This window comes from Claveliimonas bilis, assembly GCF_020892095.1.
GTDB lineage: Bacteria > Bacillota > Clostridia > Lachnospirales > Lachnospiraceae > Claveliimonas > Claveliimonas bilis.
The window spans coordinates 3019193-3042110 of record NZ_AP024845.1 but is presented as its reverse complement, the minus strand read 5'-3'; the positions used below and the strand labels follow the sequence as shown (position 1 = coordinate 3042110).

The 22918-nt window shown below is 44.2% G+C and carries 28 protein-coding genes and 3 pseudogenes; 26 read left to right on the top strand and 5 right to left on the bottom strand.

Going from position 1 to position 22918, the window contains the following annotated elements; all coding sequences use genetic code 11:
- Positions 1-111: 111 nt before the first annotated feature.
- Positions 112-525 carry a cysteine-rich VLP domain-containing protein gene (locus EUBC25_RS14825; RefSeq protein ID WP_002588751.1) on the bottom strand — a complete coding sequence of 138 codons (414 nt, stop codon included), beginning with the start codon at positions 523-525 and terminating at the stop codon, positions 112-114.
- Between the two features lie 338 nt (positions 526-863).
- Here EUBC25_RS14825 and EUBC25_RS14820 point away from each other — a divergent pair, with 338 nt between their 5' ends.
- From EUBC25_RS14820 to EUBC25_RS14810, 3 genes are all read left to right on the top strand, one after another.
- Positions 864-1667 (top strand): helix-turn-helix domain-containing protein, encoded by an 804-nt coding sequence (locus EUBC25_RS14820; protein WP_002334816.1) that lies wholly within the window; start codon positions 864-866, stop codon positions 1665-1667.
- Positions 1668-1695: 28 nt separating this feature from the next.
- Positions 1696-2241 (top strand): P-loop nucleotide/nucleoside kinase family protein, encoded by a 546-nt coding sequence (locus EUBC25_RS14815; protein ID WP_230106220.1) that lies wholly within the window; start codon positions 1696-1698, stop codon positions 2239-2241.
- A 175-nt stretch (positions 2242-2416) separates the two neighbouring features.
- On the top strand, positions 2417-3283 hold the full coding sequence (locus EUBC25_RS14810; protein WP_001255868.1) for an aminoglycoside 6-adenylyltransferase AadE: 867 nt from the start codon (positions 2417-2419) through the stop codon (positions 3281-3283).
- On the opposite strand, the gene EUBC25_RS14805 is transcribed toward EUBC25_RS14810, so the two are convergent.
- Positions 3232-3642: a hypothetical protein gene (locus EUBC25_RS14805; protein WP_002334817.1), complete on the bottom strand. Its 411-nt coding sequence runs from the start codon at positions 3640-3642 to the stop codon at positions 3232-3234. The genes EUBC25_RS14810 and EUBC25_RS14805 overlap by 52 nt on opposite strands.
- 248 nt (positions 3643-3890) lie before the next feature.
- Positions 3891-4007 (bottom strand): annotated as a pseudogene (locus EUBC25_RS14800) (helix-turn-helix transcriptional regulator); the annotation flags it as partial.
- A 170-nt stretch (positions 4008-4177) separates the two neighbouring features.
- On the opposite strand from EUBC25_RS14800, the gene EUBC25_RS14795 reads away from it, so the two are divergent.
- The 23 genes and pseudogenes from EUBC25_RS14795 to EUBC25_RS14685 all read left to right on the top strand — a co-directional run bounded on the left by EUBC25_RS14795 (position 4178) and on the right by EUBC25_RS14685 (position 21637).
- Positions 4178-4513: a DUF6442 family protein gene (locus EUBC25_RS14795; RefSeq protein ID WP_230106219.1), complete on the top strand. Its 336-nt coding sequence runs from the start codon at positions 4178-4180 to the stop codon at positions 4511-4513.
- A 13-nt stretch (positions 4514-4526) separates the two neighbouring features.
- Positions 4527-4733 carry a helix-turn-helix transcriptional regulator gene (locus EUBC25_RS14790; protein WP_230106218.1) on the top strand — a complete coding sequence of 69 codons (207 nt, stop codon included), beginning with the start codon at positions 4527-4529 and terminating at the stop codon, positions 4731-4733.
- A 252-nt stretch (positions 4734-4985) separates the two neighbouring features.
- The gene (locus tag EUBC25_RS14785; protein ID WP_230106217.1) at positions 4986-5399 is read left to right on the top strand and encodes a DUF3788 domain-containing protein; all 414 of its coding nucleotides are present in this window, start codon (positions 4986-4988) and stop codon (positions 5397-5399) included.
- Positions 5400-5457: 58 nt separating this feature from the next.
- A complete protein-coding gene (locus EUBC25_RS14780; protein ID WP_230106216.1) occupies positions 5458-6324 on the top strand; it encodes an aminoglycoside 6-adenylyltransferase in 867 nt (288 codons plus the stop codon).
- Between the two features lie 20 nt (positions 6325-6344).
- A complete protein-coding gene (locus EUBC25_RS14775; protein ID WP_230106215.1) occupies positions 6345-6701 on the top strand; it encodes a DUF2200 domain-containing protein in 357 nt (118 codons plus the stop codon).
- A 43-nt stretch (positions 6702-6744) separates the two neighbouring features.
- Positions 6745-7506 (top strand): MBL fold metallo-hydrolase, encoded by a 762-nt coding sequence (locus EUBC25_RS14770; protein ID WP_230106214.1) that lies wholly within the window; start codon positions 6745-6747, stop codon positions 7504-7506.
- 51 nt (positions 7507-7557) lie between these two features.
- Positions 7558-7932 (top strand): TnpV protein, encoded by a 375-nt coding sequence (locus EUBC25_RS14765; protein ID WP_001129922.1) that lies wholly within the window; start codon positions 7558-7560, stop codon positions 7930-7932.
- Between the two features lie 366 nt (positions 7933-8298).
- On the top strand, positions 8299-10218 hold the full coding sequence (tet(O), locus tag EUBC25_RS14760; protein ID WP_000691758.1) for a tetracycline resistance ribosomal protection protein Tet(O): 1920 nt from the start codon (positions 8299-8301) through the stop codon (positions 10216-10218).
- A 51-nt stretch (positions 10219-10269) separates the two neighbouring features.
- Positions 10270-10443, top strand: a complete 174-nt coding sequence (locus EUBC25_RS14755) for a cysteine-rich KTR domain-containing protein (protein WP_002779755.1) — start codon at positions 10270-10272, stop codon at positions 10441-10443.
- 490 nt (positions 10444-10933) lie between these two features.
- Entirely contained in the window at positions 10934-11443 is a 510-nt protein-coding gene (locus tag EUBC25_RS14750) for a sigma-70 family RNA polymerase sigma factor (RefSeq protein ID WP_105116765.1), read from the top strand.
- 94 nt (positions 11444-11537) lie between these two features.
- Entirely contained in the window at positions 11538-11963 is a 426-nt protein-coding gene (locus EUBC25_RS14745) for an RNA polymerase sigma factor (protein ID WP_000323895.1), read from the top strand.
- An 83-nt stretch (positions 11964-12046) separates the two neighbouring features.
- Positions 12047-12521: pseudogene (locus EUBC25_RS14740) on the top strand (RNA polymerase sigma factor).
- A gap of 154 nt (positions 12522-12675) precedes the next feature.
- Positions 12676-13708: pseudogene (locus EUBC25_RS14735) on the top strand (AAA family ATPase).
- Positions 13709-14225: 517 nt separating this feature from the next.
- On the top strand, positions 14226-15191 hold the full coding sequence (gene mobV / locus EUBC25_RS14730; RefSeq protein ID WP_001820668.1) for a MobV family relaxase: 966 nt from the start codon (positions 14226-14228) through the stop codon (positions 15189-15191).
- A gap of 8 nt (positions 15192-15199) precedes the next feature.
- A complete protein-coding gene (locus tag EUBC25_RS14725) occupies positions 15200-16054 on the top strand; it encodes a ParB/RepB/Spo0J family partition protein (RefSeq protein WP_000743700.1) in 855 nt (284 codons plus the stop codon).
- A gap of 45 nt (positions 16055-16099) precedes the next feature.
- Positions 16100-16330 carry a YdbC family protein gene (locus tag EUBC25_RS14720; protein WP_001206986.1) on the top strand — a complete coding sequence of 77 codons (231 nt, stop codon included), beginning with the start codon at positions 16100-16102 and terminating at the stop codon, positions 16328-16330.
- Between the two features lie 71 nt (positions 16331-16401).
- Positions 16402-16593 carry a hypothetical protein gene (locus tag EUBC25_RS14715; protein WP_001820669.1) on the top strand — a complete coding sequence of 64 codons (192 nt, stop codon included), beginning with the start codon at positions 16402-16404 and terminating at the stop codon, positions 16591-16593.
- Between the two features lie 54 nt (positions 16594-16647).
- The gene (locus EUBC25_RS14710) at positions 16648-18504 is read left to right on the top strand and encodes a recombinase family protein (protein WP_001820670.1); all 1857 of its coding nucleotides are present in this window, start codon (positions 16648-16650) and stop codon (positions 18502-18504) included.
- Positions 18471-18668, top strand: coding sequence for a hypothetical protein (locus EUBC25_RS14705; protein ID WP_230106213.1), 198 nt, complete (start codon positions 18471-18473; stop codon positions 18666-18668). Before EUBC25_RS14710 ends, EUBC25_RS14705 begins: the two co-directional genes overlap by 34 nt.
- On the top strand, positions 18637-19005 hold the full coding sequence (locus EUBC25_RS14700) for a VOC family protein (RefSeq protein ID WP_230106212.1): 369 nt from the start codon (positions 18637-18639) through the stop codon (positions 19003-19005). Before EUBC25_RS14705 ends, EUBC25_RS14700 begins: the two co-directional genes overlap by 32 nt.
- Positions 19006-19031: 26 nt before the next feature.
- Positions 19032-20582 (top strand): DUF975 family protein, encoded by a 1551-nt coding sequence (locus EUBC25_RS14695; RefSeq protein WP_230106211.1) that lies wholly within the window; start codon positions 19032-19034, stop codon positions 20580-20582.
- A 213-nt stretch (positions 20583-20795) separates the two neighbouring features.
- Positions 20796-20951 (top strand): hypothetical protein, encoded by a 156-nt coding sequence (locus tag EUBC25_RS14690; RefSeq protein ID WP_230106210.1) that lies wholly within the window; start codon positions 20796-20798, stop codon positions 20949-20951.
- Between the two features lie 92 nt (positions 20952-21043).
- Positions 21044-21637 (top strand): 4Fe-4S dicluster domain-containing protein, encoded by a 594-nt coding sequence (locus EUBC25_RS14685; RefSeq protein WP_230106209.1) that lies wholly within the window; start codon positions 21044-21046, stop codon positions 21635-21637.
- A 31-nt stretch (positions 21638-21668) separates the two neighbouring features.
- Here the strand turns inward: EUBC25_RS14685 and EUBC25_RS14680 are convergent, their stop codons facing one another.
- Both EUBC25_RS14680 and EUBC25_RS14675 read right to left on the bottom strand, forming a co-directional pair.
- Positions 21669-22442 (bottom strand): anti-sigma-I factor RsgI family protein, encoded by a 774-nt coding sequence (locus EUBC25_RS14680; protein ID WP_230106208.1) that lies wholly within the window; start codon positions 22440-22442, stop codon positions 21669-21671.
- Positions 22435-22917 carry an RNA polymerase sigma factor gene (locus tag EUBC25_RS14675; RefSeq protein ID WP_230106207.1) on the bottom strand — a complete coding sequence of 161 codons (483 nt, stop codon included), beginning with the start codon at positions 22915-22917 and terminating at the stop codon, positions 22435-22437. Before EUBC25_RS14675 ends, EUBC25_RS14680 begins: the two co-directional genes overlap by 8 nt.
- Position 22918 lies beyond the last annotated feature (1 nt).

Here is a 22918-nt window from a genome sequence, read left to right as displayed (position 1 = left end):
AGTGCGTTTTGTGGACGGTTAGAAGCCCGTTTTCCGGGGCGGGCGATACTTTATACCACCAGCCCCGGTTTGGGGCTTGCGAAGCCTGATAAATCAAGGCTTTTTTCGCTCCTAACTGTCCACAGCAGACCTCCTTTTCCGTTCACTTTCTGTTTTCTGCCGCCTGTGAACTCTGGCGGCACAGCCGGGGCAGTATTTTGCCCGGTTGGATTTGGGGACGAACACACCGCCGCAGACCTCACAGCGTTTCAAGTCCTTATCCCGGAAAATCTCCGCTTCCAGCGTCCCGTCCAGCGGCAAGACCGCCCAGCGGAACCACTTACAGCAGACCGAGAAAGAAATCGTCTGCGGACAGGTGCAGGTGTCCCCATCGTCAAGGACAATGCAGTTGCCGTCCTCACAGCAACAGCACTCCCGGCGTATCAGGCTGGCCGCCTGTTTTCTCTGCGCCGGGGTCATGCGGTAAAGGGAACCGTCCGGCCTGCGTTCCAGCGGCGGCAAGTCTTTATAGGGGTTATCTCTCATGCGTTCCCTCCATTTTGCTTTCCGTTGCCGTTCTCCCCGAAAAGGTTTCCTGCCCCATTCCTGCGGCGTGTTCCGGCGTTGGCACGCTCCTCGCAACTTCGGGACATTTTGTCCCGAAGTCCGACTCCTTGCGGTGCTTCCCCAGCCGGGGTATTCCTTTTCGGACGGTCATTCTGTTTTCAAGGTGCCGTCCATCGATGAACTACCCTAAGTCTACACGAAAAAAATGCAATTCCCGGAATATTGCGAGAATTGCATTTTGATGAAGTTTACACTTTGGAAATTGCATTTTTGCAATCATTCTGTATAATGGAAGTATGCGGAGGAGGTGCGTATCTATGGCTTTACCCGGAACGCCCGGACAGCGGATTTCCGATTTATGCAACGGGAACCACATCACACAAAAGGAACTTGCGGAGAAGATAGGCGTTTCCGCTTCCCAGTTGAGCCGCATTGTCAGCGGCGAAACAAGAACGGTCAGCAGTGATATTCTCATAGGTGTGGCAAAGGAATTTAAGGTATCGACAGACTACATACTGGGCTTGTCTACCGTGAGCGTTCGTAAAAGCTACGATATTTCTGAATTAGGCTTGTCCGAGGGAGCCGTGAGGGGGCTTGTGACGGGTGCTGTTGATGTGCAAATCCTCAACCGCCTGTTGGAACACAGGAATTTTCCTAAGCTGATAGATTTGATACGGATTTATTTTCAGGATACGGCGGCAAAGGGCATAACAGCAAGAAACCAGCTTATCGAGATGGCAACGGCTTCCCTGTCCGACCTGATGAAAGAACACCCGGAACACCGGGCAGAAGCGAAGCAGGATTTACAGCTTTTGAACGCCCAAAAGATAGGGGAACATGAAGCGGAGATTGAAAAAATCAAAAATGTGTTCCTGGCTATCCTGCGGGACATTAAGAAAGACATTGACAACGGGGAACAGCCGGGAGAAGCTGTGACCGCCGCTATGTTCCAAGCCATGCGGGACGCACTGGCGGAACAGAAACAAAAACCACTTTCCATTGACGATGTAACGGCGATGATAGCTGGACAGATCGGACAGCTTACACCGATGGATAAAGAAACTGTTGAAATGTTCCAGCAGTTTGCGAAGAAGATGATTGAGCAGGCAGGAACAAAGTGATAAATTTGAATTGTGAGGGAAAATACAGATGAATCAAGGAAGAATTATTGTGATTACAGGCTCACCGGGGACAGGAAAAACAACAACTGCGTCAATTGTCGCAAAGGAATCAGATATGGATAAATCAGTGCATATGCACACCGATGACTTTTTTCATCACTTAAGCAAAGGCGCAATACCACCACATTTGCCAGAATCCAACGAGCAAAATCTGGTTGTCATTGAAGCCTTTTTAGAAGCTGCAAAGCGATATGCTCGTGGCGGATATGATGTAATTGTAGATGGGATTGTCGGGCCATGGTTTTTGGAGCCATGGAAAGCTCTTGCCCAAGAAGATTACGAGGTACACTATATTGTATTAAGAGCGAGTAAAAAAGAAACTATGAAGCGAGCTGTGGAACGCTCAAAATTAGATAGAAAAACAAATATTGAATTAGTGGAAACAATGTGGGAGCAATTTTCCGGTTTGGGAGTATATGAATCAAATGTCATAGACACAACTACATTCACAATTAAAGATACGGTTTCCGCAATAAAAGAAAGAGTTGCATGTGGGACGTCTTTACTATCTTAGACATTCCCATTTGTCAGGAAGATAGCAAAGCCAGCCGAGCCAGTCAACGGTCAAGATGAACGGCGCATTTCATGCGCCGCCGTTGACAGTCCCGCCCGTCTTTGCTAAAGGGTAATCAAGGCGGGAAAGCCCTAAAATGGCTTCACACCTATTTCAATAATTGGAGGAGATAAAAATGAGATCAGAAAAGGAAGTTTATGATATTGTTTTGAATTTTGCAAAAACAGACAAACGCATTCGCATGGTTACTTTGGAAGGATCTAGAACAAATACAAATATTCCGCCTGATGATTTTCAGGATTTTGATATTACTTTTTTTGTTACGGATATGGACAGCTTCACAAGTGATGATAAATGGCTAGATATATTTGGTGAAAGGTTGATTCTGCAAAAGCCGGAAGATATGGAATTATTTCCAGCTGTAGAAAAGGGATTTTCATATTTAATGCTGTTTACTGATGATGTTAAGATAGATTTAACTTTGCTGCCGCTGGAACTGATAGACGAGTATTTTACATGGGATAAACTGGTAAAGTTACTGTTGGATAAAGACAACCGTATCGTAAAGCCGCCAATACCAACGGATATAGACTACCACTTGCAGAAGCCTACTCAAAGAATGTTTGACGATTGCTGTAATGAATTTTGGAATACTACAACATATGTAGTAAAGGGCTTATGCCGCAAAGAAATTCTTTTTGCTATTGACCATATGAATGATATAGTACGAAAAGAATTGCTTCGCATGATTTCCTGGCTGATTGGTATCAAACAGGGATTTCATTTCAGTTTGGGAAAAAACTATAAATTTATGAAGCAATATGTCCCAGAGGAATTGTGGGAACGACTTATGTCCACTTATAATATGGATTCCTATCCCCATATGTGGGAATCCTTTGAACAATGTATGGCATTGTTCCGGGAGGTTTCGTCAGAAGTGGCATGCCAGTTGGATTACCAGTATCCACTATATGATGAAAAAATCAGTAATTATGTGATTCGGCAAAAGAAAAAATATGGCATTGAAGATGATAACAAATAAAATTTTTTCAATCGAAAAAATTTATTTTGATTATTCAATTTTGAAAAACTGAATACCTCAAAATCAGAAAGAGAGCGGCCAAGCACTTTGAGGGATTGGCCGCCTTGTCCACCCATCCAGCGGGACAGCGGGCGGAGGTCAAGGCCGGGTGTAAACCCGTTCATTTCAGCCTTGACGGTTGCCCGTTGTCCTGCTACTTTTCCGGGAGTGTGGCCACAACTTCGGGACACTTTGTCCACAAGTTGGAGCGTAGGACGAGGAACTGGGGCTTTCATATACGCCCTGTCTGCTGATGAGTCCAGACCTGCGCTTGCGGCTCCACGCCACGCAAGCACAGCCCTGTTTTCCTGCCGCTTCAAATGCCCTTGCCCTCCCCGGCGGCAACGGCATTTTCACGGCAACGCCGGCAGAGCGTATAACACACTACACTTTGCTTCGCAAAGTCGTGTGCCAAATGGGGGCGTTGCCCCCTTTGGAAACCCCCACAAGAAAAGGCGGTACGCTACCCCTCCACGGGGCGCATACCGCCTTTTCTTGTTATCCAGCCCTCCGGCTGTATCGGTTGAGCAAAAGTCCGCGTGGGATTGATGTGGTATCTTTAACTTTGGGAAACTCCTTGCTCCCATTTAGAAACAGTTTGCCGCACGACGTTCAGCTTGACAGCAAGATCCTGCTGCGAAAGTCCTTTTGACTTTCTGATTGCTTTAATGTTTTCATTAAGCATTAGGGATGCCCCCTTTCTTGTTATCGTTACCATTATTGTAGTATGAATTGCCCATTGCCACAAGCAACGTATCTTAACATTTTTAGAAAAACTATCGACAAGTGTACTTGGCAATGTTATGATGAAGATACGACAAGAAAACTTGGCAATTCGATTTGGAGGCTTCCATTATGAACAAGGATGAAATTTTAGCAAAAAGCAGAGCGGAAAATAGAAATAAGGACGTATACGAGCAAGAAGTTATAAAGCAGGCAAGTCAAAAGGCAGTTGTGGTTCAGATGGCTTTGGCGACGCTCTTTTTCGCGATACAGATATTTGTCGGAAAAGGTACAAACTGGGGACTCTGGGCACTTGTCTTTAGCGCAAATATGACGATTTCCTGGGTGAAATATATTAAACTTCATCGTAAGTATGAGCTTGGGATAGCAATTGCCTATACGATATTGGTATTCGTAATGTCCGGATGCTATATTTATGACCTGAGCGTATCTTCCACAATTTTGTAGGGCGGTGGAAAATATGGATGACAAGCTGATATTAAAAAATCGCCTTAAAGAAACACGGATGGAATTGAAATTATCACAGAAGCGGCTGGCAGATATGGTTGGCGTGTCTCGGAACACGATCAGCTCCATTGAAACAGGACAGTTCAATCCTACAGCGAAACTGGCGCTGATTCTCTGTACTGCATTGGACAAAAAGTTTGAAGATTTGTTTTACTTTTGAATATGCTTGTAGACAGGCATTATTGTAAATTGTGTGTTCCTATTCTTTGATTTGGATTTGAGATATTGTTTCGGATAGGGGTTATAAATCCTATTGATTTGTGGAGATATAAGATGAATGGATTATTATTGCAGAAGAAAGAGAGTGTAAAGAGAGATTTGGGAAGGCATATGTTGAGTATATGAAGAAGGTAAGGCGCTATATCTGACAAATTCTTTTGCATCGCAAAATGAACGTTTAAGGAGGAATATCATGCTTGAAAATATACCATCCAAATCAACTATGACTGAACTGCTGGGCCCATCTTTGTTCGAAGTCTGGCAGGAGTTATGCTGGGCTATTGATGAGAAATACGAAATGGAACGACTATGGAATACCGGTGGTAAGAAGTGGACTTACGAGTACAAATATCGTAGAGGCGGTAAAACTCTTTGCTGTCTATATGCAAAAAGTAATTGCGTTGGTTTCCTGATTATTTTTGGAAAGGATGAAAGAACCAAATTTGAAGCTATAAGAGGCAGTCTTTCTGATGCTGTTTGCAGAAAATATGATGAAGCAGAAACCTATCACGATGGAAAATGGGTAATGTTTGAACCGACCAATACCGATGAGTTCGATGATTATATTAAATTGTTAGCTATGAAAAGAAAGCCAAATCGGAAATGACAATTCCAGTTTAACAGCTTGAGACTTTAGAATAGAACGGATTTGAGGGAGGTTATATATGCGCACAGAAAAAGAGATGTTTGATATCATTATCGATACAGCCAGGTCGGATGACCGTGTGCTGGCAGCATATCTGAAAGGTTCAAGGGCAAATCCCAATGTCCCCAGGGATATTTATCAGGATTTTGATATTATGTATGTAGTGAAAGAGACAGAAAGTTTTCGCGCTGATACGTCGTGGATGAATCCATTTGGAAAAGTTATTCTGAAACAGGAGCAGGATGATGCGTATGGTTATGGAGAACGTTTTGGCCTGCGCAGCCATTATGATAAAACCTATTCCTGGCTGCTGATATTTGAAGATGGAAACCGCATTGATATCGGTGTTGAAACTTTGGAAACTATGAAAGAGGGGAGCAACAGAAATAAACTGTTCCTTCCGCTTATAGATAAAACGGGATGTCTTCCCCAGCTGCCTCCGCCTACAGACGAGGAATTTTACGTCAGAAAACCCACAGAAGCGCAATTTCAGGGCTGCTGTAATGAATTTTTCTGGTCGCTCTGTGATGTTGTCAAAGGAATCTTTAGAGATGAACTTCCATTTGCTATGACGACTTATTATGATCAGGCCCACCATATGCTTGAAGTCATGCTGGGATGGTATATCGGAAGTAAGACAGCATATTCTGTTTCCTGTGGAAAACAGAATAAATATTTTAAACGATATCTTCCGGAAAATGTTTACCTGCTATATGAGGAGACCTTCCCTGACAGCAACTATGAACATTTCAGGGAGGCCATTAAAACTTCATGCAGACTGTTTCGTGAAATGGCAGTGCTGATTGCCGAGAGCCTTGGATGCACATATCCGGAGGAATTTGAGCAGGGATTTATGAAGTATACGAAAGCGGTTAGTAGTGATTGAGGAAAGGGTGGATCTGATGCATGGACAATGAAAAAGTTTATAAAATGGAATTTGCGAAAATTTATCCTCTTTTGGTAAACAAGGCTGTCAGAAAAGGACGGTCGAAAGAGGAAGTAGACGAGATCATCTGTTGGCTTACAGGATATAAACCGGAAGACTTGGAAAGGATGGCTTCAACATCTGTTAATTATGAAGAGTTTTTCAACAGTGCCCCGGAAATGAACGAAAATAGAAAACGGATCAAAGGTGTTGTCTGTGGAATACGGGTAGAAGATATCAGAGAACCTCTTATGCAAGAAATTCGATATTTGGATAAATTGATCGATGAACTGGCAAAAGGGAAGAAGCTGGATAAAATTTTGCGGATAAGGGAATAAAGGAATTGGAACTCTCTGTTACGAGAGCAACGGAGGTGAGATAATGTACGAATTAATACAATTGTCAGAGCATGATTACTATATTGACTGCCCGGCCAAAATCGGACTGATAAAAGCAAGCGATAATGAAGTTGTACTGATTGATAGCGGTAATGATAAAGATGCTGGAAAAAAGGTCTGCCGCATCCTGGAATCAAAAGGCTGGAATCTGAAAGCAATTTTTAACACGCATTCTCATGCAGACCATATTGGTGGAAATTACTTTTTACAGAAGAAAACCGGGTGTAAGATTTACGCAAAAGACATGGAATATATTTATTCCAATATGCCTGTATTGGAACCGATCGGCCTTTATGGCGGCCGTCCTTTCAAAGAATTGAAGAATAAGTTTCTTATGGCGCAGGGAAGCAATGTACTTCCCCTTACAAGCGATATTCTGCCCGAATATATGGAGCTTTTGGAATTGCCGGGCCATTGCTTCGACATGGTTGGTTTTCGGACTAAGGACGGAACAGCTTATATTGCGGACAGTGTATCTTCAGAGGAAACACTTGGGAAGTATGGCGTCAGTTATCTTTGGGATCCTGAAAAGACGCTGCAGACGTTGGAATATATTCAGACATTGGATGTGGCGCGCTTTGTACCATCCCATGCTCCTGTCATGACGGATATCAGGGAACTGGCACAGCTTAACCGCAGAGCAATTACAGAAATCAAAGGGAAAATCAGGGAACTGTGTAATACGCCGATTACATTTGAAGTGCTGCTGAAGAATATTTTCGATGCATATGATCTTCAGATGTAGGACGGATTTTGCGGACATTCAAAATAAAAAAGAATGTGGAGGTAACAGACAATGGCAAAATCATTATTTGAGGAACTGGGCGGCAAATACGAAAGGCAAGGGGATTATTTGATACCGTGCTTAACTGTACCCGCCGAAGAAGAACAGGCAATAGGCATCTGGGGGCAACGGCATTTAGATTATCTAAAACAGTACCGTAAAGTTACATACACCAATCTTCTTACAAGCGGCAGGCTAAACGCCTACCTTGCCGACATCAACAGACAGGCACAGGAACGCTTTGAAAGGCTCATAGAGGGTATGAAACAGGCACAGGGCATAACGGAACAGCTAAAGGCAGAAAACGCCTTAGAATGGACAGGATGCCTCAATAACATAAGGGCTTGTGCGAGGGAGATTGTGGAAAAGGAAATTATTTTTGCATAAACAGATGATTAGTGGCAGGGGGAAATCCTGCCGCTTTTTCTGCTTTAGTTTGTCAGCTTGACAAATAAAGGGTTAAGGAATATAATTAGATTCAGTATTATACAAGGAGTTAATAAATATGCGGCAAGGTATTCTTAAATAAACTGTCAATTTGATAGTGGGAACAAAAAGTAGCAGTCCCGTTTCACTTTTAATATGGGGCTTAGTTTTTTGTACCCAGTTTAAGAATACTTTTATCATGTAATTTTATATGCCCGAAAACATATAAGTGTTTTGGGGCTATTGGAGTTATTTACCCAGTGATAGGAGTATTTATCACTGGGTATTTTTATGCCCTTTTTTGGGTGTTGATAGGAGGAAAATCACATGAAAATAATTAACTTAGGCATTCTGGCTCACGTTGACGCAGGAAAGACAACATTAACGGAAAGTTTATTGTATACCAGTGGTGCAATTGCAGAACTAGGGAGCGTAGATGAAGGCACAACAAGGACAGATACAATGAATTTGGAGCGTCAAAGGGGAATCACTATCCAGACAGCAGTGACATCTTTTCAGTGGGAGGATGTAAAAGTCAACATTATAGATACGCCAGGCCATATGGATTTTTTGGCGGAAGTATACCGTTCTTTATCCGTATTAGACGGAGCAGTATTATTAGTTTCTGCAAAGGATGGCATACAGGCACAGACCCGTATACTGTTTCATGCACTACAGATAATGAAGATTCCGACAATTTTTTTCATCAATAAAATTGACCAAGAGGGGATTGATTTGCCAATGGTATATCGGGAAATGAAAGCAAAGCTTTCTTCGGAAATTATAGTGAAGCAAAAGGTTGGGCAGCATCCCCATATAAATGTAACGGACAATGACGATATGGAACAGTGGGATGCGGTAATTATGGGAAACGATGAACTATTAGAGAAATATATGTCAGGGAAACCGTTTAAAATGTCAGAACTGGAACAGGAAGAAAACAGGAGATTCCAAAACGGAACGTTATTTCCCGTTTATCACGGAAGCGCTAAAAACAATCTGGGGATTCGGCAGCTTATAGAAGTAATTGCCAGTAAATTTTATTCATCAACGCCTGAAGGTCAATCTGAACTATGCGGGCAGGTTTTTAAGATTGAATATTCAGAGAAAAGGCGGCGTTTTGTTTATGTGCGTATATATAGCGGAACATTGCATTTGAGGGATGTTATTAGAATATCTGAAAAAGAGAAAATAAAAATCACAGAGATGTGTGTTCCGACAAACGGTGAATTATATTCATCCGATACAGCCTGCTCTGGTGATATTGTAATTTTACCAAATGATGTTTTGCAGCTAAACAGTATTTTGGGGAACGAAATACTGTTGCCGCAGAGAAAATTTATTGAAAATCCTCTCCCTATGCTCCAAACAACGATTGCAGTAAAGAAATCTGAACAGCGGGAAATATTGCTTGGGGCACTTACAGAAATTTCAGATGGCGACCCTCTTTTAAAATATTATGTGGATACTACAACGCATGAGATTATACTTTCTTTTTTGGGGAATGTGCAGATGGAAGTCATTTGTGCCATCCTTGAGGAAAAATATCATGTGGAGGCAGAAATAAAAGAGCCTACTGTTATATATATGGAAAGACCGCTTAGAAAAGCAGAATATACCATCCACATAGAAGTCCCGCCAAATCCTTTCTGGGCTTCTGTCGGGTTGTCCATAGAGCCGCTCCCTATTGGAAGCGGAGTGCAGTATGAAAGCAGAGTTTCACTTGGATATTTAAATCAATCGTTCCAAAATGCGGTTATGGAGGGGGTTCTTTATGGCTGCGAGCAGGGGCTGTATGGATGGAAAGTGACAGACTGTAAAATCTGTTTTGAATATGGATTGTATTATAGTCCTGTAAGTACCCCCGCAGACTTTCGGCTGCTTTCCCCTATCGTATTGGAGCAGGCTTTAAAAAAAGCAGGGACAGAACTATTAGAGCCATATCTCCACTTTGAAATTTATGCACCGCAGGAATATCTCTCACGGGCGTATCATGATGCTCCAAGGTATTGTGCAGATATTGTAAGTACTCAGATAAAGAATGACGAGGTCATTCTGAAAGGAGAAATCCCTGCTAGATGTATTCAAGAATACAGGAACGATTTAACTTATTTCACAAATGGGCAGGGAGTCTGCTTGACAGAGTTAAAAGGATACCAGCCAGCTATTGGTAAATTTATTTGCCAACCCCGCCGCCCGAATAGCCGTATAGATAAGGTTCGGCATATGTTCCACAAGTTAGCTTAACAGCTTGCAAAAGTCATATAAAATGAGATTTGAAAGGATTAGAGACTAATTATGATGAAATGCGAATGGATATTGTGTCCTGTTTGTGGGAGCAAAACCCGTAATAAAATTAGGAAGGACACTGTTTTGGAGAATTATCCCCTTTATTGTCCAAAATGCAGACAAGAAAGATTGATTAAAGTTGACAACTTGAAGATAACTGTCATCAAAGAGCCAGACGCTTAAGACGCAGAGCCGATGAAATTGTGGAACAATTCACGAATCATCGGCTCTTTTTGTTTCGTATTTGAAAGAACAAACTCACCAAATAAAAAAAACGATATTCGGGTGGGTTATTTTGTTATACCCTAAATTACCCTCTGAATTTGTTTTTAAATTTGGAGGGATTTTTTTATGTCCTTTTTTCGGGCAGTTATCTATCTGCTCATACGAAGCAAAATTTATCAATACATAGCATATCAGAGAACGGCAGGAAACCAGTTAAAAAAATTTCTGCCAGTGCAACGGTACTTCTCACCTTGAAAGTAGAAGTACAATCTCCATACAATAGAATTACTATTTCCTATAACCGTAAAGGTCACAGAGCCTTTGCGGTTTTTCTTTTGTCGATTTTTGTTGGAAAGTGCCGTAGGGCTGTTTCTGATATGCGGTGTCGTTCTCCGCCTCTCCATCTGGATTTTTTACATTTCAAAAATTCAGATGGGAGGTATTTATGGTGAAATATGCACCAAGAAAGGTATATATCAGAGAAAGTGGCGGCTATGTGGAATTATCCTACACGGAGTTCTGCCGTTGCAGGGAATCCGACCAGACCTATATGGACAAGCTGTTTATCCCCATTCAAGGCTGTCTGCTTGAAGTCGTGAGGGAGCAATACACAGACTTCTACCGTGACAAGGAACGGTGGCGTTATCTGCAAAAATTAGATACAAAGAATAGACTGCTATCTCTCGACGGATTTACGGACAGCGAGGGGAATCCTCTGGACTTTATCACTGATGAAGCGGTGGACATTGCAGAAACCGTTGTCAATGCGGTCATGGTGGACAGGCTGAAAGCCGCCCTGCCTTTGCTGTCGGATAGTGAACAGGAGCTGATACAGGCAATCTTTTTTGACGGACTTTCCGAGCGTGAAGTCGGGGCGAGGTTGGGCATAACCCAGAGCGTTGTAAACAAACGCAAAGCCAGAATCCTAATAAAACTAAGAAAGATAATAGAAAATTAAAATTTAAGGCGTTCAGCCCCCTTGTTTTTTCCTTTGGGAAGATGAGGGGGCTTTTCTCTGCCCTCTCAATCAATTCTGATTGGAGGAAGTAAGAATGGCATACAACCACGGACGGGAGGACAGGAAATGGCGTATCTGGAAAGAAGCGGAGGAAAAGCTGCTGCGTGAGTGCGGCGTTGATGAAGCGACCATTGAGCAGATACGCATGGCGGACAGGGCAGACTTCAATTCCAACAGGCGGTTTTACCGATGGACGAATGACGTTGCGGAATATCTTGAGGACATGGCAGGCAGGGAGCGGCAGGCGGAAGTGGGTACGGTTGCGGAGTTACTGGAAGAGATTGAGAGCGAAAATCTCTATCAAGTATTAGTCACGGTGGACGGGCGTACCTTGAAAATCGTCCTGCTGAAAATGCAGGGGTATTCCACAAAGGAGATTGCCCCGCTTGTGCATTTGACGACTGGTGCCATCTATGCGAGGTTAGACCATCTGCGGAAGAAGCTGCGGAAAATTTTATAGCTTCTAAAACAGCCTGCCATCCTGCGGGCTACTGGGTGAGGGATGGAAATCCCCTCACTCATTTTTTGCAGGAGGACAACAGGATGGCATACAGGGTTAAGGCATACACGCTTCGGGAGGAATCCACGGAAAGCGGCACAAGGTATTTTATCAGCTTTAAGGACGGGCAGGGCAAATCCCACGAGTTGGAAGTGTCGGAACAGTTCTTTATGGAGTTTCGGCAGATGGAGCGCAGGAACAGGAATCTTTTCTAATGGGACGAGCGGCACAGGGAGTTTAACGAGGTATGGGACGAAACCCTTTACAGACGGGCGTTGCGTGTGCCTAAGAGCCTTGATGAACGCATGGTTGAGGAAGAACGGAATGAAACGCTCTATAAGGCGGTTGGGAGCCTTCCAGAGATACAAAGGCGGCGTTTCCTGCTCTACTACGAGTATGAGTTCAATTTTTACCAAATCGCCGCTATGGAGCATTGCACCGCTTCGGCAATACAGAAATCTGTTGCGATTGCAAAGGAGAAAGTAAAGGCGGAAATTGAAGAAATATCTCCAACCGTGACCGACACCGCCCGAAAAAGAAATCTGTTTTTTATTTGTGTGGGATTGGCGGCATTACATACTCTCACTTTTTTCCGTGGGAGTAAATCTATTTTTAAGGAGGTCAACGCCTATGTGCAACGAAAACAAAGACACCGCCCGAAAGGAGGAAAGCCATGCAGAAGTTACAGACAGTCAACGCCGAAACGCTCCTTTATGAACCGCTTGAGAAACCATCCTTTGTGGTGGACAGCCTTATCCCGACAGGCTTATCGCTGTTCTGCGGCTCACAGAAGATAGGCAAAAGCTGGCTCATGCTGAAGCTATGCTTATGCGTGTCGCAGGGAATCCCTTTATGGGATATGCCGACAATGGAGGGCGATGTGCTTTACCTCTGCCTTGAGGACACGTTCTGCCGCATACAGGACAGGTTATTTCGTTTGACGGACGAAGCAAGCGGGCGGCTCCACTTTGCCGTGGCAAGCTGCAAGCTGTCAGACGGTCTTATCGTGCAGCTTGAAGATTATCTGAAAGATTACCCAGACAGCAGGCTCATTGTCATTGATACCTTGCAGAAAGTCCGTACAGCTTCAAAAGACAATGCCTATGCAAGCGACTATGGGGACATCTCCCTCATCAAAGACTTTGCCGACAGGCACTCTCTGGCGGTCATTGTCGTACACCACATCCGAAAGCAGAATGACAGCGACGTGTTCAACAAGGTGTCTGGGACGACAGGATTAACGGGGAGTGCGGACGCTACCTTTGTTCTGGAAAAGGAGAAACGTGCGTCTGACACCGCCAAGCTGTATGTGACGGGCAGGGACACGCCTTATCAGGAATACACGCTGCGTTTCCGTGATTGCCGTTGGGAGCTTGTGGAGCGGAAAACGCAGGAGCAGCTTGCGAAAGAAACGATACCAGATGTCCTTTTTCGGTTGGTGGATTTTATGAGGGATAAGGAAGAATGGATAGGCACGGCAACGGAACTGTTAGCCGCTATGGGGGAAACGGAAACCATACCCACGGTGATTACGAAATGGCTGAATGAATACCGCACCACATTTTTAAGCGAGAACCGTATCTGCTACCAGTACAGCCGCAGGAAAGACGGCAGGCGGATTGCCCTTGCAAGGAGGGCGGGTGACAGCGGTGATGGTGGTGACAGCGATATTAGGATACCCCCCTGTTACTGTCATTGACGCTTAAAGCCATGTAAAGCTGGCGGCTCTGCCCTGCGGGTGACAGCAGTGACGGTGGTGACAGTGATTTTAGGATACCCTGCCGCTGTCATCCCTACGGGAGAACACCCCGTAAACGCAAAATGCAGGCGTGAGATTTACTCGCCCTTTTCGGTCGTGTAAAACCACCCCTGCGGTCAGAAAAATCATTCCGATTTTTCCGACTGCGTTTACAGGGTGTAACACACTACACTTTGCCCTGCAAAGTCGTGTGCCAGACGTTCCCTCTGGACTCCCTTAAGGCAGGGCTGTGCCCTGCTATCCTACGCCTTACGGCTTCGGATAAAAGAATGGCGGCATGACGGTGACGGCTCTTGCGAGGGGGGTATCTCAAAAACACCGTCATCATCGACATGACCGTCATGCAGGGGGTGAGGGTGACAGTTGCGGCAGTCGGCAGGGGGTATCCCAAAACTGCTGTCACCACCGTCACCGCTGTCACCCCAAAGGACGGTCACCCGCCGAAAGAAAGGAGGAATCCGCCTATGCCTTATGCAATCCTGCGTTTCCAGAAACGAAAAGCGGGCGGCGTTGCGGCTTGTGAACGCCACAACGAGCGGAAGAAAGAAGCCTACAAAAGCAACCCAGATATAGATATGGAACGCTCTAAAAACAATTACCATCTCATAGCACCACCAAAGTACACCTACAAGAAAGAGATTAACCGCATGGTAGCCGAAGCGGGGTGCAGGACAAGGAAAGACAGCGTGATGATGGTGGAAACGCTCATCACAGCTTCACCAGAATTTATGAACCAGTTACCGCCCGAAGAACAAAAAGCGTATTTCCAGACGGCTCTTGACTTCATTTCGGAGCGTGTTGGAAAGCAGAATATCCTCTCCGCTGTCGTCCATATGGACGAGAGAACGCCCCATATGCACCTCTGCTTTGTGCCGATTACGCCAGACAATAAGCTGTCAGCGAAAGCTATCTTAGGCAACCAGAAATCATTATCCGAGTGGCAGACCGCCTACCATGAGCGGATGTCCTCACGGTGGAATCAGCTTGAACGGGGGCAGTCCTCAATGGAAACCAAGCGGAAACACGTCCCCACATGGCTCTATAAATTAGGCGGCAGGCTTGATAAACAGTATGAAGAAATCGTGTCTGCCCTATCCGACATCAACGCCTTTAACGCAGGGAAGAAAAGGGATAAAGCGTTAGATTTACTCTCTGCATGGCTGCCAGACGTGGAGAAATTCTCTAAGGAAATCGGGAAACAGCAGGCGTATATCGACAGTTTGAAAGAGAGAATTGGGCAGGAATCAGACTATGCGGGGCGTATGCGTGATGAAAAGTACGAGCAGGAACTAAAGGTGCAGAAAGCGAATCAGAAGATATTTGAATTGCAGAGAACCAACGAGCAGATGGGGCGGCTGCTGTCAAAAATACCGCCCGAAGTGTTGGAAGAATTGCAGAAAAATCATAGAAGCAGAGCGAAAGAAAGGTAGATATGTGAATGAAGAAACAGGATTTTAAGGTGTTAAAGACCAAAGACTTGTACCCGTTCCCCGACAATCCGTTTCATGTGGCAGAAGATGAAACACTGTCAGAGTTAGCGGAAAGCATCAAGGAATTTGGCATTGTCACGCCGATAATCACACGCCCGAAAGAGGACGGGGACGGTTATGAAGTGATTGCAGGACAGCGGCGTGTCCGTGCTTCTGAACTTGCAGGGATAAATACCGTGCCTGCGTTTGTCCTGCCCTTAGACCGTGACCGAGCCATCATCACCCTTGTAGACAGCAATTTGCAGCGTGAGAATATCCTGCCATCGGAGCGGGCGTTTGCTTACAAGATGAAATCCGAAGCCATGAAGCGGCAGGGTTTCCGCACAGACTTAACCTCGTCACAAGTTGTGACGAAGTTGCGGACGGACGACAAGGTGGCACAGGGCTTCGGCGTGGGCAGGATGACCGTGCAGCGTTTTATCCGCCTGACGGAACTGATACCGCCGATTTTGCAGATGGTGGACGAGGGGAAAATCGCCCTCACGCCTGCGGTGGAACTGTCCTTCTTGAAGAAAGACGAGCAGGAAAACCTCTTTGCCACGATGGAGAGCGAAGAAGCAACGCCCTCACTCTCACAGGCACAGCGGATGAAACAGTTAAGCCAGAGCGGGCGGCTTGACATGGATACGATATTTGCGATTATGACGGAGGAAAAGGGCAACCAGAAAGAAACCTTGAAAATCAACACAAGCAAGCTGAAAAAATACTTTCCGAAGAACACAACGCCGAAGCAGATGGAGGAAACCATCATCAAACTTTTGGAGCGTGAGTTGCAGAGGAAACGCAACCGTGACAGCCGCTAATCTTCTTTTTTCGGGAAGTAAATACAGAGAGTTGAGGTATGGAGAATGAGAGAAATCCAGTATGAAATCGTAAAGGAAATCGCAGTATTGTCTACGGGCGACAGTGGCTACACAAAGGAAATCAATCTCATTTCATGGAATGGGAAAGAGCCGAAGTATGACATCCGCAGCTTTTCCCCGAACCGTGAAAAGTGCGGCAAGGGAATCACGCTGAACGCTGATGAAGCGGCGGCACTCCTTAAAGCATTACAGAAAGAATTAAACAGCGAGGATTAATGGTATCTGATTGGCAGGGCGGGGACATTTCCAAACTCTTCCCTGCCCTGTCTGGAAAGGAAGATTTAAGTATGGGCGAGGATAAGAAAGCAGATAAAAAGAGAAAGCGTATCGTGCCAAAAGCACCAGTGCAGATGATAATCAGCCGTGAATATGTCGGCACACAGACCGTTACAGAAGCGTTTGTCCCGATTATCTCCGAGGATATTCGGAAGAAGATTGCCGAGGGCGACACCTTCGACAATGAGGGGCTGTCCGCTTAGAATGTACGCAATGGGACATGAAAACAGATAGGACAGATACGGAGGTTTTACAGTATGGCAGGAATCAAAGAAGAAAAGAAAATCTATTTAGTCGGCATTTATTGCCGCTTATCTAAAGACGATGGTACGGATAACGAGAGTGCGAGCATTGCGACACAGAAATCCATCCTCACGGATTATGTGAAAAAGCAGGGATGGCACATAGCAAAAACGTATGTGGACGATGGTTATTCTGGTACAAATTTCCAAAGACCAAGTTTCCAGAATATGATAAAAGACATTGAAAGCGGTCTGATAAACTGCGTGATTACGAAAGATTTATCCCGTCTGGGGAGAAACTATCTTGATTGTGGGTTATATCTGGAAGTTTTCTTCCCAGAGCATAACGTGAGGTATATAGCGGTCAATGACGGCGTAGATACCTTGAATAAATCTGCTATGGACATCACGCCTTTCCGCAACATTTTAAACGAAATGTATGCCGCTGACATATCTGTTAAGATAAAATCGGCATATCGGGCGAGGTTTCAACAGGGGAAATTCATGGGAACTACCGCCCCTTATGGCTATATCAAAGACCCTGCCGACCACAACCATCTGCTGATAGATGATAAAGTGGCACATGTTGTAAAAGAGATATTCGACCTTGCATTAAAAGGGAATGGAGTTGCCAAAATTTGCAGACATCTTAATAAACAGCATATCCTACGCCCTGCCGCTTATGCGGCGGAGCGTGGCGAAACAGGCTTTGAACGTCATTTTGAGGGGAACGAGGACAAACGCTATATTTGGAGTGGGAACAGCGTGAGGAGCATTTTAAGAAGCCCGATATATGCGGGAAATCTTGTAGGCTACAAACGGATTGCCGCCAATATGAAAAGCAAGAAACGCCCCTCTAAGCTGCCCGAAGAATGGGAAGTGATACCCAATACCCATGAGGGAATAGTCACGCAGGAGGAATTTGATATTGTCCAACAGCTTATTACAAGTCGTAGGCTTCCACAGAACAAGGGAGGATTTGTAAATATTTTTGCAGGCGTTATCAAGTGTGTGGACTGCGGATGTGCTCTGCGGGCAATGAACGTACACAGGAGGAAACGCCCAGAGATTATCGACTGTGTACAGTATTCATGTAATAATTATGCAAGAAACGGAAGAAGCGAGTGTAGTGCCCACAATATAGAAGCAAGGGATTTATTCAATGCCGTTCTTGCCGACATCAACTGTTTTGCGGATATGGCAGTGAATGATGAAAAGGCGGTCAGGGCCATAGAAAAGCGGCTCACGGAAACAGACCAGAGCAGGGCGAAAGCATTAGAGAAAGAACGTAAGAAGCTGAACAAACGCCTTGCGGAACTGGACAGGCTGTTTTCCTCTCTCTACGAGGATAAGGTCATGGAGCGTATTACCGAGCGGAATTTTGAGATGATGTCGGGGAAATACCAGAAAGAGCAGCTTGAAATTGAAGCAAGGCTGAAAGAGGTGACGGAAACTCTTAATGAAAGCTACGAGAAATCACGGGGAATCCGTGACTTCCTCGCCCTTATCCGAAATTATCAAGGCTTAAAAGAACTGGATGCAACAGTTATAAACGCACTCATAGACAAGATACTTGTTTCGGAGCGTGAGAAGATGGCAGACGGAACAGTGAAGCAGGAAATCAAGATTTACTATAAATTCATCGGCTTTGTCGATGAATTACATATCATACCTACAAAACGGTGGGCAGCAATGCCCGCTAAAAATTGTACGGTGTGCGGCGTTGAATATGTCCCGGGCTCTGGTGCATCAAGGTATTGTCCTGCTTGTGCCAAGAAGATACGGAGGGAGAAATCAAACGAGAGCAAACGCAGGAGCAGAGAACAGAAAAGGATAGCATGTATGAACTGTCCGCAAAAAATGACCGACTGATGTCAGCGCAGCAGTATGCGCTTATTGGCAGTACGATCCGTTCCTATCTCTCAAATATGTATGAAGAAAAAGAAATTTTTTTCAGTTTTAAAGACAATCAGATGATCTGGCAGACAGTATTGGAGGAGAAAGATGAAATTAAAAAATATATTGATCGTTGTTAAGGATATCGAAAAATCAAAGAAGTTTTATCATGATCTGTTTGGATTGGATATGGTGCTTGATAATGGTGGCAATATGATTTTAACGGAAGGTCTTGTGCTTCAGGATGAAAAAATCTGGAAAAATTTTTTGAAAAAGGAGGTTATTCCGGAGAACAATTCCTGTGAATTGTATTTTGAAGAACATGATATAGATGCATTTGCTCAAAAACTTGAAAAATTATATCCATTAACAAAATATGTCAGCGAACTTATGACCCATGACTGGGGACAGAAAGTGATTCGTTTTTATGATCCGGACGGTAACCTGATTGAAGTAGGGACGCCGATGCAGTCATAGTGGAAGATAAGAATTGAGGGGGAACTATGTGGAATCGAAAGAACTTAAAGAAAAATGGGAAAAAAAACCTGAAGAAAAATTATTGGAGAATTTTGGGAATCAGTATTCTTGTTGCCTTTATCGCAAGTGGTATGAAAGTAACGCATCAGGTGGACAATGCGGCGATGTATTTCGTAGGAGGCAGATTTGACCTTCCAAGCAATGCGCAGATTGTAAATGACTGGTATTTCAGTATAAGAGAATCAGATGCCCCGCAGAACAATCAGGTGCTTGAATTTCTGGGAGAACACTATACTCCAAAAAAGGGAGCGCTGGCACATATCTATAATCGCATGACAGAAGAAAAATCAGCACTATATGGGTTTATTAATGCAATGAACGACTTTATTTTTAAGGATAAAGCGACAGAAGGTATGATTATTCTTGCAGGCGTTTTTCTGATGATCTTATTCCTTGCGCTGGTCAGCAATGTGCTTGCAGTTGGGCAGTGTCGTTTCCTTTTGGAAAACCGTACATACAGACAAAGTAAAATGGGAAGGCTGGCATTTCCGTGGAGGGTAAAACGATGGAAGGCAACCGCCTTCACCATGTTTGAGAGATCCTTTTTGATCTTTCTGTGGGACTTGACGATCATCGGGGGAATCATCAAGAGATATTCTTACAAAATGATTCCTTACATTCTTGCAGAAAATCCGGATATCGGACATAAGGAAGCCTTTGCATTGTCAAAAAGGATGATGAAAGGGAATAAGATGCGGGGATTTCTGCTTGATTTTTCTTTTCTGGGGTGGCGGATACTGAGTGCTTTCACATTAGGTATTCTGGGGTATGTATGGATCAAGCCATACACAGAGACTGTGTGGGCGGAGGTTTATGCTGCTCTCAGGCAAGAAGCGCTGGAACAGGGATACAGCGGAGTGGAGTATTTAAATGATAAGCTTTTGTTTGAAGAATCTGATGCTGAAGAGTATCCGGTAGAATTGTACCCGCTTTATAATCCTGAGACTAAAACCTGGATCCGGATCAATTACCGAAGAAAATATACAGTCTGTTCATTGATTCTGATGTTTTTTTCCTTTTCAGTAATCGGATGGCTCTGGGAAGTTTCGCTCCACTTATTCGGGGATGGAGTATTTGTCAACCGGGGATTTTTCCACGGGCCATGGCTTCCGATTTATGGAGCCGGCGGCGTTTTGATCGTAGCCTTGTTGAAGCGCTTTGTAGATAAACCGCTTATTTTGTTCTTTTTGACAATGGTTGTCTGCGGAATAGTTGAATATACTGCGGGATTTATTCTTTGGGAGACAAAACACATGTACTGGTGGAACTATTCCGGATATTTTCTTAATCTGCATGGAAGGATATGTGCAGAAGGGCTGATTGTTTTCGGCTTGGGCGGATGTGCATTTATATATATAATCGCGCCGTTCTTTGATGAGATTTTCAAGAAAATTCCACGCCGCGCGGCAATTATTTTATGTGTGATCCTGTTAAGTGTTTTTGCGGCAGACAGTGTTTACTCAGCTGTTTATCCTAACAGCGGAGCCGGAATCACGGATTATGAGAATCACGGATAAAAATCCCTGGTTTGCGTGGAAAGAGATTTAACAGTATTTTTATGGAATTTTTCTTTTGATCCGGATGCTGTACCGGAAAGGATATATGAATCACTATACAGGGCTGGAGGAAGATTTTGCAGTGAAATTGGCGGAAGAAGTGCCCTGTATCAGCAGGGAAGATGCCGAAAAACTGATTTAAATCACCACATAATATATAGGAGGGAATTTGAAATGGACTATCGAAAACTGCCTCATGGAGAGGAAGAAATCAGTGTAATCGGACTGGGTACCAGTTCTATTGGCGCTGCCGGTGATAAGGAAATTGAAGCGGTAATGACACTGGCACTGGAAAAAGGAATCAATTATTTTGATCAAGCGCTCTGTTGACTGGCAGCTTAATGCTCTGAAAACAGACTATCGGACTTTCTTCCCATACGCCCAGCGTGGTGTACGAGGTGTTAGATTCAGGAATTTTGGATATGCTGATGTTCAGTATCAATCCTGCCTATGATTATCAAAAAGAAGGCGATTATGCCATTGGAGGCGTGAATGAAAGACAAAATCTTTACCGTCGCTGTGAGAGTGAGGGAGTTGGAATTTCAGTTATGAAAGCTTTTGCCGGCGGACAGCTGCTGAATGCAAAGACTTCCCCATTTGGCAAAGCTTTGACAGAGTATCAGTGTATTCAGTATGCGCTGAATAAACCAGGCGTTATTACAGTACTGCCAGGAGTGAGAAGTTGTCAGGATTTAAGACGTATCTTGGGATTTACTGATGCTTCACCCAAAGAAAAGGATTACTCGATTTTGGGAACATTTGCGCCGCAGGAAGCAGAAGGCTCATGTGTGTATTGCAATCACTGCCAGCCATGTCCTGCCGGACTGGATGTGGGGCTTATTAATAAATATTATGATCTGGCACTTACCGGAGATGATCTGGCTAAATACCATTATGCAAGTCTTAATAAAAAGGCGAAAGACTGTATACAATGTGGACACTGTGATTCCCGTTGTCCGTTCCATGTTAGCCAAGTGGAGAGGATGGAAAAGATCAGAGAGTATTTTGGAGAATGATTCGTCATTCCACTCCCCAAAGGGACGGAACTTACTGTGTGTTCCGTCCCTTTGCGCCGCGGTGCCTGCTGCCGTTTCCGGAATGATTCTCACGGCCCGTCCCGGTATTCTTTCTGCTATTTTCTCCATTATCGTCTACATTGCCCGATAATTGGCTGATCCGCTCTCTGATCTCGCGCATTGTCATGCTCTGAATTTCTTCAACGGTAATTGTGGGATCAAGCTTTTGCAGCTCTAAAAATGCTTTGTATTTTCCATAGGAAAGACCGCTTTCATGCGCTTTTTCCACTTCTTCCGAATGAGTATAATAACAATAGGTATTGTCTCTTCCAGCTGTACAGGACTGCATATCGGAAAGGACCTCTTCGGATTGTAAGTTGTCTGTTCCGACAACGGCAATCGTCATAACTTCGTTATTTTCCAATAATGTCAGTATTTCTTCACTGTCTATGATCTTGTTTACCGCTTCCGAATAATCCATAAATTTTATATCGAGAGAGTCCGTTAATTCCTTCCCGTCATCATTGTAACTTTCAAAAGAAATGATGCGGTTGAAGCGGTTTACGCCTAATTCCACAGAGGGATTGATGTCTATGCTGATCTGCACTGTAGGAGTAAAATAGAGCCAGTACCCGCCGATCAGAAGGAAGGCGACGCACGCAAAAGCCGATGCCAGGTATTTGAAATTAGCAGTCTTTTCCTGTTTGTATCCTTTTGTCTTTTGGAAGATAAAATCTTTTGTTTTGTCTTTTAATTCGTTTTCTGCCTGTACCTGATCAAAGGCTTGCCGGATTTTATCATTCATATTCCTCACCTCCCAGCTTTTCTCGAAGCATTTGCCTGGAACGGGTCAGGAGCGTATAAATCGTATTTACCTTTTTCCCCAGAATCTGACTGATTTCCGGAGCAGTGCAGCCCTCATAGTAATGTAAATATACAACCTCTCTGTATTTTTGCGGAAGTGATAATACGGCCTCCAAAACTTCTCTGTGATCCTCCTGCATTTCTGTGGAATGTTCCCAAATTTCATCCAGTGATGTGACATGACTGTGAAAAAAATTTCTGAGCAGATCTTTACACGCATTGATTGCAACACGAATGAACCATGCTTTCTCGTGTTCTTCATTTTCAAAGGCAGCCGAACTGAGGACATATTTTAAAAATACCGTCTGAAATATATCCTCGGTATCAGCATAATTTTTCAAATGTATCATACAAAGCCGCCGAACCATATCAGAGTACTGTTCGATAGCTCTGGTTACCTCTTGCTCACTCCGCATT

Excerpts from the sequence above, each read along its gene's own strand:
- EUBC25_RS14825 (WP_002588751.1), bottom strand. The coding sequence starts at position 525 with ATGAGAGATAACCCCTATAAAGACTTGCCGCCGCTGGAACGCAGGCCG.
- EUBC25_RS14820 (WP_002334816.1), top strand. The coding sequence starts at position 864 with ATGGCTTTACCCGGAACGCCCGGACAGCGGATTTCCGATTTATGCAAC.
- EUBC25_RS14815 (WP_230106220.1), top strand. The coding sequence starts at position 1,696 with ATGAATCAAGGAAGAATTATTGTGATTACAGGCTCACCGGGGACAGGA.
- EUBC25_RS14810 (WP_001255868.1), top strand. The coding sequence starts at position 2,417 with ATGAGATCAGAAAAGGAAGTTTATGATATTGTTTTGAATTTTGCAAAA.
- EUBC25_RS14795 (WP_230106219.1), top strand. The coding sequence starts at position 4,178 with ATGAACAAGGATGAAATTTTAGCAAAAAGCAGAGCGGAAAATAGAAAT.
- EUBC25_RS14790 (WP_230106218.1), top strand. The coding sequence starts at position 4,527 with ATGGATGACAAGCTGATATTAAAAAATCGCCTTAAAGAAACACGGATG.
- EUBC25_RS14785 (WP_230106217.1), top strand. The coding sequence starts at position 4,986 with ATGCTTGAAAATATACCATCCAAATCAACTATGACTGAACTGCTGGGC.
- EUBC25_RS14780 (WP_230106216.1), top strand. The coding sequence starts at position 5,458 with ATGCGCACAGAAAAAGAGATGTTTGATATCATTATCGATACAGCCAGG.
- EUBC25_RS14775 (WP_230106215.1), top strand. The coding sequence starts at position 6,345 with ATGGACAATGAAAAAGTTTATAAAATGGAATTTGCGAAAATTTATCCT.
- EUBC25_RS14770 (WP_230106214.1), top strand. The coding sequence starts at position 6,745 with ATGTACGAATTAATACAATTGTCAGAGCATGATTACTATATTGACTGC.
- EUBC25_RS14765 (WP_001129922.1), top strand. The coding sequence starts at position 7,558 with ATGGCAAAATCATTATTTGAGGAACTGGGCGGCAAATACGAAAGGCAA.
- EUBC25_RS14755 (WP_002779755.1), top strand. The coding sequence starts at position 10,270 with ATGATGAAATGCGAATGGATATTGTGTCCTGTTTGTGGGAGCAAAACC.
- EUBC25_RS14745 (WP_000323895.1), top strand. The coding sequence starts at position 11,538 with ATGGCATACAACCACGGACGGGAGGACAGGAAATGGCGTATCTGGAAA.
- mobV (WP_001820668.1), top strand. The coding sequence starts at position 14,226 with ATGCCTTATGCAATCCTGCGTTTCCAGAAACGAAAAGCGGGCGGCGTT.
- EUBC25_RS14725 (WP_000743700.1), top strand. The coding sequence starts at position 15,200 with ATGAAGAAACAGGATTTTAAGGTGTTAAAGACCAAAGACTTGTACCCG.
- EUBC25_RS14720 (WP_001206986.1), top strand. The coding sequence starts at position 16,100 with ATGAGAGAAATCCAGTATGAAATCGTAAAGGAAATCGCAGTATTGTCT.
- EUBC25_RS14715 (WP_001820669.1), top strand. The coding sequence starts at position 16,402 with ATGGGCGAGGATAAGAAAGCAGATAAAAAGAGAAAGCGTATCGTGCCA.
- EUBC25_RS14710 (WP_001820670.1), top strand. The coding sequence starts at position 16,648 with ATGGCAGGAATCAAAGAAGAAAAGAAAATCTATTTAGTCGGCATTTAT.
- EUBC25_RS14705 (WP_230106213.1), top strand. The coding sequence starts at position 18,471 with ATGTATGAACTGTCCGCAAAAAATGACCGACTGATGTCAGCGCAGCAG.
- EUBC25_RS14700 (WP_230106212.1), top strand. The coding sequence starts at position 18,637 with ATGAAATTAAAAAATATATTGATCGTTGTTAAGGATATCGAAAAATCA.
- EUBC25_RS14695 (WP_230106211.1), top strand. The coding sequence starts at position 19,032 with ATGTGGAATCGAAAGAACTTAAAGAAAAATGGGAAAAAAAACCTGAAG.
- EUBC25_RS14690 (WP_230106210.1), top strand. The coding sequence starts at position 20,796 with ATGGACTATCGAAAACTGCCTCATGGAGAGGAAGAAATCAGTGTAATC.
- EUBC25_RS14685 (WP_230106209.1), top strand. The coding sequence starts at position 21,044 with ATGCTGATGTTCAGTATCAATCCTGCCTATGATTATCAAAAAGAAGGC.
- EUBC25_RS14680 (WP_230106208.1), bottom strand. The coding sequence starts at position 22,442 with ATGAATGATAAAATCCGGCAAGCCTTTGATCAGGTACAGGCAGAAAAC.
- EUBC25_RS14675 (WP_230106207.1), bottom strand. The coding sequence starts at position 22,917 with ATGCGGAGTGAGCAAGAGGTAACCAGAGCTATCGAACAGTACTCTGAT.